The organism is Wolbachia endosymbiont (group A) of Ancistrocerus nigricornis, assembly GCF_947250785.1.
Lineage (GTDB): Bacteria > Pseudomonadota > Alphaproteobacteria > Rickettsiales > Anaplasmataceae > Wolbachia > Wolbachia pipientis.
In genome coordinates this window covers 1,236,582-1,249,718 of sequence record NZ_OX366348.1, presented here as the reverse complement: position 1 = coordinate 1,249,718, position 13,137 = coordinate 1,236,582, and the positions used below count along the sequence as shown (strand labels likewise).

Annotated in this window: 9 protein-coding genes, 1 tRNA gene and 1 pseudogene; 10 read left to right on the top strand and 1 reads right to left on the bottom strand. The window is 35.2% G+C overall.

The genetic code is table 11. The features are described 5' to 3' along the window. Positions 1-2: 2 nt before the first annotated feature. The gene (gene murJ / locus OOK90_RS06380) at positions 3-1,490 is read right to left on the bottom strand and encodes a murein biosynthesis integral membrane protein MurJ (RefSeq protein WP_264705895.1); all 1,488 of its coding nucleotides are present in this window, start codon (positions 1,488-1,490) and stop codon (positions 3-5) included. Between the two features lie 150 nt (positions 1,491-1,640). On the opposite strand from murJ, the gene OOK90_RS06375 reads away from it, so the two are divergent. The 10 genes and pseudogenes from OOK90_RS06375 to polA all read left to right on the top strand — a co-directional run bounded on the left by OOK90_RS06375 (position 1,641) and on the right by polA (position 13,123). Beyond that, positions 1,641-1,716, top strand: a tRNA-His gene (locus OOK90_RS06375). 187 nt (positions 1,717-1,903) lie between these two features. Beyond that, positions 1,904-3,826, top strand: a complete 1,923-nt coding sequence (mnmG, locus tag OOK90_RS06370; RefSeq protein WP_264705894.1) for a tRNA uridine-5-carboxymethylaminomethyl(34) synthesis enzyme MnmG — start codon at positions 1,904-1,906, stop codon at positions 3,824-3,826. 8 nt (positions 3,827-3,834) lie between these two features. After that, positions 3,835-5,502, top strand: a complete 1,668-nt coding sequence (locus OOK90_RS06365; RefSeq protein WP_209472456.1) for an aminopeptidase P family protein — start codon at positions 3,835-3,837, stop codon at positions 5,500-5,502. A 121-nt stretch (positions 5,503-5,623) separates the two neighbouring features. Next, positions 5,624-5,989, top strand: coding sequence for a hypothetical protein (locus OOK90_RS06360; protein ID WP_264705893.1), 366 nt, complete (start codon positions 5,624-5,626; stop codon positions 5,987-5,989). 281 nt (positions 5,990-6,270) lie between these two features. Further along, on the top strand, positions 6,271-7,227 hold the full coding sequence (locus tag OOK90_RS06355) for an IS5 family transposase (RefSeq protein ID WP_209472359.1): 957 nt from the start codon (positions 6,271-6,273) through the stop codon (positions 7,225-7,227). 7 nt (positions 7,228-7,234) lie between these two features. Then, entirely contained in the window at positions 7,235-7,414 is a 180-nt protein-coding gene (locus OOK90_RS06350; RefSeq protein ID WP_264705892.1) for a hypothetical protein, read from the top strand. 195 nt (positions 7,415-7,609) lie between these two features. Further along, on the top strand, positions 7,610-8,254 hold the full coding sequence (locus tag OOK90_RS06345; RefSeq protein WP_015589325.1) for an alpha/beta hydrolase: 645 nt from the start codon (positions 7,610-7,612) through the stop codon (positions 8,252-8,254). 5 nt (positions 8,255-8,259) lie between these two features. Further along, positions 8,260-9,066: an SDR family oxidoreductase gene (locus OOK90_RS06340; protein ID WP_264705891.1), complete on the top strand. Its 807-nt coding sequence runs from the start codon at positions 8,260-8,262 to the stop codon at positions 9,064-9,066. Between the two features lie 232 nt (positions 9,067-9,298). Next, positions 9,299-10,375: pseudogene (locus OOK90_RS06790) on the top strand (IS3 family transposase). 171 nt (positions 10,376-10,546) lie between these two features. Further along, complete coding sequence (gene polA, locus OOK90_RS06315) at positions 10,547-13,123, top strand: DNA polymerase I (protein ID WP_209472448.1); 2,577 nt, start codon at positions 10,547-10,549, stop codon at positions 13,121-13,123. The last annotated feature ends 14 nt before the right edge of the window (positions 13,124-13,137 follow it).

Below are 13,137 nucleotides of genomic sequence, written 5' to 3'. Positions count from 1 at the left end.
ATTTACACATGCTTAAAGTTTCCCTTAAATATTAAATAGAGAATACCAAAATAAACAATAACACTCAAAGCTATTAAAGTCGTTAAATAAACAATACGAGCCAACATTTTATCAAAAAATAATCCTGCCAACAAAGAATTAAAAATATAAAGGGCTATTGACATGACTGCCGTTGCTACAAAAATTTTCATGACATTTAACAATAACGCTTGGCTAACCTTATACATTTTATTTATTGTTAAATAACTAATTAATAGAATAGAGTTTATCCAAGTGGAAACGGAAGTAGCAATAGCAATCCCCGTATGCTGATACTCGTTCATTAACAAAAGGTTTAGCACTACATTAATTCCAAGACACATTAGCGAAAATATGGTTGGTATTTTCAGATTGCCTTTAGCAAAAAATGTAGGTAGCAATACTTTATTTATAATAAATGCAGGTAAAGAAAGAGAAAATGCTATTAAAGTGGGAACAGTTTGCTGCACTGCATAATGATCAAACTGGCCGTAAGAAAAAAGCGTAAGTAAAATTATGTCGGGAATAATGATAAAGGCAGCAGTTGTTGGCATAATTAACATTAATCCTATGTTGAGAGCCTTGTTCTGTATTTTGACTATATTTTCAGTATTATCCACCTGTTTTGAAATTAAAGGAAGAAGCACTGTACCAATTGCAGTACCGATTATTCCCTGCGGTAGTTGATTTAGTCTATCGGCATAATATATATAGGACACCGCATTTGGTATAAAACTCGCCATGATTGTATCAATCCATAAGCTTATTTGAGTTACACAATTGTTGATAATTGCAGGTATCACACGCTTAAAAAATAACCTTACTTCATTGCTTAATTCAAGGCTAAAAGAAAAAGCTGCCTTTAACTTGTATGCACTAAATAGTATCAAAAGTAGCTGGAAAATTCCTCCTATAAGGACAGCTATAGAAAGGTTGTGCGCTGGAGTTTTTACGTAAGGCACAAACAAACTGATGATTAAACAGAGATTCAAAACGATTGGTGCAATAGCTGTTGAAGCAAAATGCTGCTTTACTTGCAGCATTCCACCAATAAGTGATGCAATTGAAACAAAGATTATGTAGGGCATCATAATTCTTGATAAAGTAACAGTAAGGGTAAACTTACTTTGGTCAAATCCAGGAGCAAAAATTTGAATCATATAAGGGGAGAAAGTTTGCATGATAAGGCAAAAAATTACTAAGATAATAAACGTAATTGATATTACACTACTTGCAAAATTAAATGCCTTTTTATTATCATATGATTCTGTCGAATATAATGGTATGAATGAGGTAGTGAACGCTCCTTCTGCAAAAAATGCTCGAAATAGATTGGCAAAACGAAACGAAGAAAAAAATATGTCTGCAAGAGAGTTCGCACCAATAACCGTAGCAATCAATACATCTCTTATTAACCCTGAGATCCTTGAAATAGCCGTAAAAAAACTAAATGTGAAAATACTTTTAAACATACCACTACTTCATTAGTGTCAATACAATTAACTATAATGGTAAAAGTATCAATGAAAATATTTATTGGCTAAACTTAAAACCCTCTGCAAAAGGAGAGTTAAATAATCAATTGACTATTTGCGCTCTTATGTTAGAAATTTTATATCTTGGCGGGCGTAGCTCAGTTGGTAGAGCGTCAGTTTGTGGTACTGAATGTCGCCAGTTCGATCCTGGTCGCTCGCCCCACTAAAACCCGATAATTTGAAAAACCGTCATCCCGCTGCTTGTTAGCGGGATCTAGAGATACCGTGACGGTATGACGTGAGTTAGCTATACATTGGCCACTGATGATTGAAATAGTTAATTACTGTAAAATTTGACATTAACCGCTAATAGTTAGAATATTAGTAGAGTAAGAATTACTCAAGAAGGCATGCATAAATATGATGTAGTAGTAGTAGGTGGTGGTCATGCAGGGTGCGAAGCTGCTGCTGCTGCAGCTCGCCTTGGTGCAAACACGCTGCTTATAACTCATAAAATTTCAACTATAGGGGAAATGTCCTGCAATCCAGCAATCGGAGGAGTTGCAAAGGGCGTTGTAGTCAGGGAAGTTGACGCTCTTGATGGAATAATGGGAAGAGCAATCGATCAAGCAAGTATACACTCAGTCATTTTAAATAGCAGCAGAGGTGCAGCAGTATGGGGCCCGCGTGCACAGGCAGACCGAAAATTATACAAGCAAGCAATACAGGAAATTATTCTAAATTATAATAATTTGACGGTAAAAGAAGAGTCGGTTGACGATTTTCTTATAGAGAGTAATAACAATGGAGAATTGTGCATTAAAGCTGTAATAACAAGCTCAGGGGAGCATATACTGACAAGTAAAGTCGTTCTAACTACAGGGACTTTTCTGCGGGGTGTGATTCATATAGGAGAGCAGGTAACTCCTTCAGGGAGAATGGGAGATAAGCCTGCCGTAGAACTTGCAAATACGTTGAAGAAATATAATTTTAAATTAGGTAGATTGCGTACCGGAACTCCGCCAAGGCTTGATCGTGGCACTATAAACTGGTCAATATTGCAAGAACAAGTGGGTGATAATCCACCTGTGCCGTTTTCTTACTTAACAGAAAAAATTAATCAACCTCAGGTATCATGCTTTATTACCCATACTAATGAAAACACGCATAAAATAATTAGAGAGAATCTGCACAGGTCAGCTTCTTCGTATTTGGATGATATTATAGCACCAAGATACTGCCCATCCATTGAAACTAAGGTTAAAAAATTCGCAGAAAAAAGTAGTCATCAAATATTTTTAGAACCAGAGGGCTTGAATGATGATACTATATACCCGAACGGAATTTCAAATTCATTGCCTATTGAAGTGCAGTGTGAAATGATAAAGAGTATCAAGGGACTTGAAAATGCAGAAATACTAAGACCTGGATATGCAGTTGAGTATGACTATATTGATCCACGAGAACTAAGCCATACTCTTGAAACTAAGAAAATTAAAGGCCTATATTTTGCTGGCCAAATTAATGGCACTACTGGATATGAAGAAGCAGCAGGGCAAGGAATTATTGCCGGAATTAATGCAGCACTCTCTGCATCTGAAAAAAAAGAAAGCTTTGTTCTTCATCGCACAGACTCATATATCGGCGTAATGATAGATGATCTAGTCACCAAAGGGGTGATCGAACCTTATAGATTATTTACCTCACGTGCAGAATATAGGCTAGCTATCAGGTCAGACAATGCAGATAGAAGATTAACACAAAAAGGTTATGATATTTCCCTTGTTTCGCATGAGAGATACTCCGTTTTACAGAATAAACTTGAATCCATTAAGCAGCTTGAAGAGGAGTTAGGGAGTCTGACGATTACTCCTGAGCAGCTTAGGTCTTATGGTATCAAAATATCTTATGATGGGATAAGAAAAACGGCACTAGATTTACTTAGCTATCCAAACATCGACTGGAATAAATTACAAGAAATATGGCCGGAGTTAAGCAGCATCACGCGCTGGGATGGCACCGCAATGGGTAGCATAACTAAGAATGAAATATGCGAAGCGGTTGAAATTGAAGCAAAATACAAACCTTATCTAATAAGACAAGAAGCGGATATGAAGTTTTTACGAGAGGAAATTAACACTCAAATTCCAATTGATTTTAACTATTCACAAGTTAAAGGCCTGTCAAGTGAAGTAATAGAAAAGTTGCAGACGATAAAACCAGCGACGATTGGCATTGCAAAGCAAATACAAGGCATCACTCCTGCAGCGATAGTGAGCATATTAGTGTATTTGAGAAACAGGAAAACGAAAGTGGCTGCTAATTTTGTATGAGGTGTTCTATGTCAAAAATCGAAGAATTTCGTTCTTTTATGCACGAGATAAACGTTGATGCATTTATGTTGCATACTAAAGATGAATATTTAAATGAGTATTCAGAGGAGCTAACAAAGCTGTGTGGCTTTACAGGAACAAATGGGCTACTTATCGTTACAAAAGACAACAAGTGCCCATTTTTTACGGATGGACGCTATATCACACAAGCTCGCAATCAGCTCGATCGGGGCAATTTTCAAGTATATAATATACAAGAAGAGGATCCACGCGAATGGATAAAAGCAAACTTAACATCGACTGCCTCACTAGGTTATTATTTGCAATATTTTACCATAGAAGATATAAGAAAGTATGAGAATATCTGTAAATTAATACCCTGTTTAGCTGGAAAAAAAAGTGACTGTCGAAAACAAGCAGTGGTTTTACATTCTATTGAATATGCTGGTGAAAGTAGTAAGGACAAATGTGAAAAAATAGCTAAAAGCATAGATAAAGAAGCTGAAGTAGTGCTTTTAACTGATCCAAATTCAATTTCGTGGTTATTAAATTTAAGAAATGAAAATGCTAAATATACTCCATGTATATTGGGCCGTGCTATATTGTATAAAAGCGGTAATGTTGGTTTGTTTATTCAAGATAAAGAACATTCAACTATAGAAGCAAATTTAGGCAATCATATAAATATTTTTGATATTAGTGAGCTAGAAAATTCGCTGCACAAGCTAAATTCAATAGTCATGGATCCAAGCACAACTCCAATGAGTATCATGGCTGTAATAAAAGATAAACAGGTAGCTGAGAGAGAAGATCCTTGTCTAATTTATAAAGCAGCAAAAAACCAAACTGAAATAGCTGGGGCTATAAATGCGCATATCAGAGATGGAGTGGCAGTTACAAATTTTCTATATTGGCTTGAAAATAATGTTGGTACAGAACTTGAAGCTGAAGAAAAGATTTTAGAATACAGAAAAGAGCAGAATTTGTTTAAGCAACTAAGTTTTCCAATAATTTCAGCATTTAATGAGAATGGGGCAATAATTCACTATCGTGCAAGCAGTAAGACGAATAAAGTAATTCAGAAAGATGGACTGTATTTGATTGACTCTGGTGGCCAGTACCTTGACGGCACAACTGATGTGACAAGAACTGTAGCAATTGGCAATCCAACTGATGAACAAATAACCCACTATACAATAGTACTCAAAGCTCACATTGCTATAGCAAGTGTCATCTTTCCTCCTGGCACTACTGGTGGAGAATTGGATATATTAGCACGTACGCATTTATGGAAATTTGGAATGGACTATATGCATGGTACGGGGCATGGAGTAGGAAGTTACCTATCAGTACACGAAGGACCACAAGCAATATCAAAAAGTAATAAAGTGAAACTCACGCCAGGGATGATACTTTCCAACGAACCTGGCTATTACATTCCGGGAGAGTATGGAATAAGAATTGAAAATCTGATATATGTTGACAGGCAAGAAAACGGCTTCTTAAACTTTAAACAACTGACCTCTATTCCATATGATAGAAGACTAATAAATGTGCAAATGCTTACTAAGGATGAAATTGAATGGATAAATGGCTACCATCAATTTGTCTATAAAAACTTAGAAAATAGCGTAAAAGATAAGGAATGGTTAAAGAAGGTATGTGACCCTTTATAAGCAAAGGAGCATTTTTTATTATTTAAAAAGTATTAATGCAATTGTGACAGGTATTTTGTATTGTTTTTAATTTTAAAATAATATATAATAAAGAACACGTATTTTTAGGTAGGTTATAATTATGATAGACAAAGGGCAAGAAGATGAATTTATGAAGCAGTATATGGATACTTGCAAAGAGCAAATAGAAAAATTAGCCAAGGATCCTGAATTGCTTAATCAGACTTTAAAACCATTTATGCAAATGTCTCAGCAGCTTATGGCTGGCGGTATGTTAGAAGGGGCTATGCCTGGCATGATACCTGATTTGGGCAGTATGGATGTTAACAAGATGATTGCTCAGATGAAGAAAATGATTGACTACATAAGAGGTAACTATAAGGAACTAATGAAAGAGCACAGCTCGCAGATTCAAGAGCTTGATGAATCCAGTAAAAAGCTAAGAGGCTTAGTTAAAAAATTGATAGAAAAGATCGAAAGTAAGTAAATAACATCTGGATTTCTGTCATTCTATATACAACTTTCTAGTTGGGCGGTAAGTCGAGGTCAATTATTGATGCCATGAAAGTAGCTGGCACTGGTTCCTTTATGACGGCAGTGCCCAGAGGTGTCATTCCAGTGCTTGACACTGGAATCCAGGAAACTTAACTTTACACCAGGTAATAAGAACTGGATCCCAGTGGGCTTTGTTGCATAGCAACTGAAAAAATCTGGTGGCTACTGACAAAATTCATTATAAAATAGCCATTTAACCTTGAAAGAAAAAATATGCCACAAAAAATGAGGGTCAGTAACCATAGCGAATATAACAAATTTCTAGAAAAAAGAGGAAATATTTTTCATTATATCAACGAAGCCATAGAAAAGTGGTACGAGAATGGTCCAAAAATACCAGGTGGCAACAATATTTATAGCGATAAAGTTGTAATTTTGGTGCACATAATAACTTGTTTATTTAGAATAGGCCTGAGGCAAACAGTTGGGTTTATAGCAGGATACCTTGAGCAAATTGGGAAAAATTTGCAAGTTATCAGCTATTCACAATCATCAAGAAGGTTTAAGAAACTCAATATTAAGATCAATGATTGCAGAATTGATAAAAATAATATGGAAGATATCGAAATTGCTATAGACAGTACAGGAATTAGTATATACAACAACACTCCTGGTCATAGCAAAGAAAATAGCGAAGATAGAAAGTATCGCAGCTATGAACAGACAAGAAAATTGCATGTAATGTTGAATACAAACAGCAAAAAAGCCATAGCTGTAAAATACAGTAACGGTGTCTACTCTGATCACTATGGAGCTTGTGATTTGCTAAAAGAAGTCGATTTTCAGTATGTCATAAAAGTACTATATGCAGATAGGGCATATGACAGAGAAAAGCTCTATAAGCTGTGTAATCAATATGGTATAAAAACGAAAATTCCTCCGAAAAACAACGCAGCAGAGCATCCAAAGTTAGACTATATGGCTGAGAGAAATTCTGCAGTCAAGCTCATAAAGTCATATGATGAAGATAGTATAAAGAAGTGGAAAAAAGAGATGAGTTATGGAAAAAGATCTTATATAGAAAGTTTTTTCTCGCGACTGAAACAAACATTCGGGTTTAGTTTTAGGAATAAATCTGAGACAAATAGAGAGAAGGAACTACTTGTTAAATGCTATTTGCTCAATAAGTTCACTGATATTGGTATGGCTAAATTTGAGATAGCTTCATAAATTTATTGTGCGTTACCTACTATCCGAAGAGCGATGCAACAAAGCCATCCCAGTGTCAAGCACTGGAATGACAGCAATCCTACGTCATACCGCGATTCATTCCATAGCTGTACGAACATTGTCTAGCAGGAGGGTGTCATCCCAGCGCCCCTATGATGTCATCCCAGTGCTTGACACTGGGATCTAGAAAAATTGATTGTGCACTATGCAACATTTTCGATCAAAAGCTGGATTCCAGTGTCAGCTACTTTCATCTGCCACGCGAATTGCCTGCAAATTGCAATGTTCATACAGTTATGAGCTAGTGTACATAATTGCACATGGGTTTTTACAAATTTGAAAATTAGTGTTAAATAAAAATATAAATGCAAAAGGAAAAGAAATGATTGAACTTAAAGGCCCAGAAATTTGTGCAGGCGGAAATAAGAAAAATTTGATTATTTTTTTACATGGTTGGGGCTCAAGTGGCGATAATTTCATTCACCTTGCTAAAGTTATGAGCAAGTTTTTACTGGGTTCATATTTTGCAGTACCCAATGCTCCGTTTGAAAGAGAAATAGGTGATGGTTATCAGTGGTTCAGCTTGGAAGATCGTAGTGAGGAAGCGCTATATAATGGAGTAAAAAATGCTACATCAATTGTAAATCATTTCATTGATACAAAATTAAAGGAGCTTAATTTAAAAGATACGCAACTTTCTTTAGTTGGATTTTCTCAAGGAGCAATGCTTGCAATACATACAGCTCTCACCCGCTCTCAATCCTGTGCATCAGTTGTTGCATACTCTGGTAGATTTCTTTCACCTTCAAAAACTGCACCAGAGATCAAGTCAAAACCTAACATATGTGTTATCCATGGTGATGCTGACGACGTGGTACCTTTTTCGTCCCTCGACTTAGCGGTTAAAGCTCTGAAAGAAAATGGAGTAAATGTTGAAGGACACCCAATTCATGCATTAGGGCATATTATTAATGAAGAGGGAATAAAATTAGGAGTAGAATTTATCAAGAAGAATTTTAAAAATTAATTTTCATGCACTTGTTTTGCTTTGGTTATGGATATGTAGCTAAATTTTTATCGAAAAAATTACTGAACTTAGGTTGGAAAGTCAGTGGCACATCAAGAAGTAAAGATATACAAAATGTAATCCTCTTTAATTATGAGAAGGTTAGCCAAGATCTGCTTAAAAGCGCAACGCACGTTTTAATTTCTATTCCTCCAGATGGTGATGATGTTGTGGAGAGATACGGTGATTGCCTGCAAAATGTTAAATGGTTTGGTTATTTGTCTGCAACTAGCGTCTATGGTGATCACTCTGGTAATTGGGTGAATGAGGAATCTGAAACAAAACCTATAGAAATCAGAGGAGAAAAGCGCCTTAGATCTGAAAGGAAGTGGCTGAATAGCAGATTGCCTGTACATATTTTTCGTTTAGCTGGAATATACGGTCCTGGTAGGAACGTGTTAATTGACTTGCAGCTTAGCAAAGCAAGAGATGTGAAAAAAGAAGGGCATTTTTTTTCTCGTATTCACGTTGAAGATATATCGAATATTTTATTTTCTTCCATGCAAAACATAAAACCTGGTGAAATATACAATTGTGCAGACGATTTACCCACTACACAATCTGAAGTGATAATGTATGCAGCCAAACTTCTCAATGTTAGCCCTCCAGAGCCAATTGAGTTACCAGATTATGCACAGAGTTTTTATTTAGGATCAAAAAGAGTAAGTAATGTTAAAATTAAAAAAGATCTTAATGTCTCTCTAATTTATCCTAACTACAAGGTGGGATTAGAGAGTTTGCATGTAAAAAAAACTGAAATCACATCAGAATGATAGATAGGCTTATTGTCACTGCCATTAAGTTAAGGAAAGAATGGTTAAAAACTGAACTAAAAAGTCAGAAATAATTAAGGATTTATGACAAATGCTGAAACAGAATAGAGTAAACTTTAAAGCAGATAAACTCTGAAGTGTAAATTACTTAAGAAATAGTGACCTTACCCAGAAAAAGTGGAGAGAAAGAAAAGAGTTTTTTTTGGTAAAATAAAATTTTGGAGGATTAGAAATGGTAAGAGAATATACGGCAGAATTCAAATTGGAAGCTGTTAAGCTGGCAAATGAACAAAGAAAGGTAGGTAACCAGTTGCAAAAGTAGCAAGAGATCTAGGAATAAGGGATAGTGTATTAGGAAAATGGATGAAGAAATATAACGAAAAAAAGTCAGCGGCAAATGCATTTCCAGATGTAGCACCTTATGACAAAGAGAGGTTTGATTTACAAAGCAAGAGTAACAAGGGAAAGAGACATTTAAAAAAAAGCCCTGGCCAGTCAAAAAGAGTAAAATATTTTTTTATATAGTAACTGCTATAAAGTACAGGAATTATGTAGGATTTTCTGCTAGTGGCTACTATAAGTGGACCACAAGAAAAATAAGCAGTAGAGAATCAGCAAATAAAGAGCTACTCGAAGCTATTCAAAAAATATATCAAGTTTCTAAATGTAGATATGGAACTCCTAAAATTCATGCTGAATTGAAGGCTTTGGGTAAAAGTTGCAATTTGAAAACGGTGCAAAGTATTATGCAGAAAAATGACATCAGGGCTATACTGAAAAGAAAGTTTAAAATTAAAAAACAACAAACAGATAATAGAGCTGTAGCTCCCAATATATTAGACCAAAACTTTATTGTTGATCAACCAAATAAAGTATGGGATTACTTACATCAAAACCAAGGAGGGATGGCTATATTTGGCAGCAATAATTCTCACGTATGGTAGTTAATGAGTAGTGCAATAAATAAACAATTGGTTATGAACTCTTTATTAATGGCCATTAATAGGCGTAAACCTGTTAAAAATCTACTGCTGCACAGTGACCAAGGTTCACAATATACTGCGCAAGGGTATCAATATCTCTTAGCTGTAAAGAATATAGATGAGTAATAAAGGCTGTTGTTACGACAATTCTGTTGCAGAAAGCTTCTTTACCTCATTGAAAAGAGAAATACTTATTGATACTTCACAACACTCTGCTCAACAAACTAGAACTGCAATATTTGAATACATAGAAATTTTTTATAACAAACAACGTCACTATTAACTATTGCATTCCAGAACAATTTGATGCATCATTCTTTTTGTAAAAAACATTCCACACTTTCTCTCCACTTTTTCTGGGTAAGGTCATATGTGTACATCCCCATCATGAATGCTATTTTCGGTAAAATCTCTTACAACGCTCAAAAGCAGAAAAACAAAAACTTGATTTTCTCAGCTAAATAGTGGACCATCAAAAGCACGCATAAATATCTACAATGAAAGAAAAAACTTTCACAATCATCGATGGCTATGGTTTTCTTTTCAGAGCTTACTATGTACTACCTCACTTAATTACCACAACAGGAATGCCAATAGGTGGTGTATATGGCTTTCTGAATATGGTTCTTAAGTACATTGCCCATTCGGACTACTTAACTATAGCACTTGATGCAGGGAAAAAGAATTTTAGGCACAATTTATATCCTGAGTACAAAGCGAACAGAGTAACGCCTCCTGAGGATCTAACTCCACAGTTCACCATACTGAGGGAAGCGGTAGAAGCTTTTAACCTCAGCTATGAAGAGATTGAAGGTTATGAAGCAGATGATATAATTGCAACACTAGCTGCAAAATACGCCAACCACCAAGACTTTAAAGTGGTAGTCGTTTCATCAGATAAAGACTTATTTCAACTCTTGAACCACAATATTTTAATATTCGACCCCATTAAAAATATATATATAGATGAAAAACAAGTAATAGAAAAATTTGGTGTAAACTCACACAAGCTTCTTGATTTATTTTCTCTAACTGGTGATGCATCTGACAACATTCCAGGCGTTCCGGGAATAGGTCCGAAGACTGCAGCTAAATTACTGGATGAATTTGATTCATTGAATAATATTATAGAGAACATTGATAATATCGAGCAAACGAGGATTCGTAATATTCTCACCGAACATAAGGAAAAAGCTCTAATTTCAAGAGAACTTTTATCACTATGCGAAAAAGTAGACCTTCAACATGATATTGCAAAATATGAAGTCCATTCTCCAAATATGGAAAAACTATTATCCTTTTTAAAGAAGTATGAATTCAATTCCTTAATAGGGAAAGTGGAAAAGCTTTTTTCCTATAATGGGTCTAGCACAAAAGAGAAAATAGAATATAGTAGTGAAGAGTTAGAGAAATTTTTGGAGCATTGTAGATATGAAGGCAAAATTGCAATTCATTACCACCTTGAAAACAATGTATTAAGTCTATCTTATAGCGAAAGTAATATTTTTTATATAGAGCAAGACAGCATACAAGATGCACTCATTATAATTAACTTAACTTTGCTCTCAAATGGAGTGCTTAAAATAATACATAACATTAAAGAGATCAGGAAAATCTTCCCTACAGTAGAGAAGATGCTAGATTCAGTTGATGATTTGATGATAATGTCGTATAGCTTGGATACAGGAAAGCATGATCACAGTATTCCAAACATAGTTGCGCATAATTTGAGTGAAAATGCAGAAATTTTCTCGGCAAAAACTTTAATAGCAATTCATGAAAAGCTAAAGCAAAGGTTATTTCAGGAAAAATTGCTCACAATTTACGAGCGCTTCGATAAGCCACTTATGAAAGTAATATTTGATATGGAGAAAAATGGGATATTACTGAACATACAAAAATTACAGGAGCTGTCCGATAAATTTCAGCAGGTAATTGCCGTGCTTGAAGATGAGATATATAATTTGGCAGGAGAAAGATTTAATATTGCTTCGCCAAAACAATTAAGTGATGTTTTATTCAACAAAATGGGGCTTAATAAAAAGAAAAAGTCAAAAAAATCTGGATCTTATAGCACCAATTATGAAGTTCTAGAGGCACTCGAAGAAGAAGGGGTAGAAATCGCAAGTAAAATCTTAAATTGGCGACATTTAAGTAAATTAAAAGGCACCTACACTGATGCATTAATAAAGCAAGTTGATCCACTTGATGGTAGAATACACACAAGCTTTTCAACGACTGCAACTGCAACTGGAAGGCTGAGCTCCAGCAATCCTAATTTACAGAATATTCCTATCAGAAGCGAAGAGGGAAATCTTATCAGACAAGCATTTATTGCGCCAAAAGGGCATAAGATAATTTCTGCTGACTATTCGCAAATAGAATTAAGACTCCTGGCACACGTTGCAAACGTTGCAGCATTTAAAGAAGCTTTTGCAAACGGACAAGATATTCATGAGATCACCGCAAGGCAAGTTTTTGGAGTGCAAGAAATAGATGAGCAATTAAGACGCAAAGCAAAATCCATCAATTTTGGAATTATATATGGCATTAGCCCATTTGGTCTTGCAAAGCGGCTTGGAATTACCATTGCGGAAGCTGCTGAATACATTAATTACTATTTTTCCTGTTACCCAGAAATAAAGGCCTATATGGAAAAAACAGTGTCTATCGCAAGATTGCATGGTTATGTAGAAACTTTGTTTGGCAGGAGATGCTTTGTAAGAGACATAAACAATACAATTCCTTATATAAGACAATTTGCAGAAAGGGCAGCAATAAACGCACCACTGCAAGGAACCGCTGCTGATATAATAAAACGTGCGACAATTCAGCTTTTTGACCAATTGAAAGTAGGTAAAATAATCCTCCAGGTTCACGATGAACTACTGGTTGAAGTAGAGGACGAAAAGGTACAAGAAACAGCAAAACTTATGAAAGATATAATGGAAAATGCAATAGAAATTTCTGTACCACTTGAAGTAGAAATAAAAGTTGGCGACAACTGGGGTCTAAATTCCCTTAATTATGACTTAAACATCGTGAATTCTAGGAGTATAGATTATTTGAATTAATATGAAAAATATGC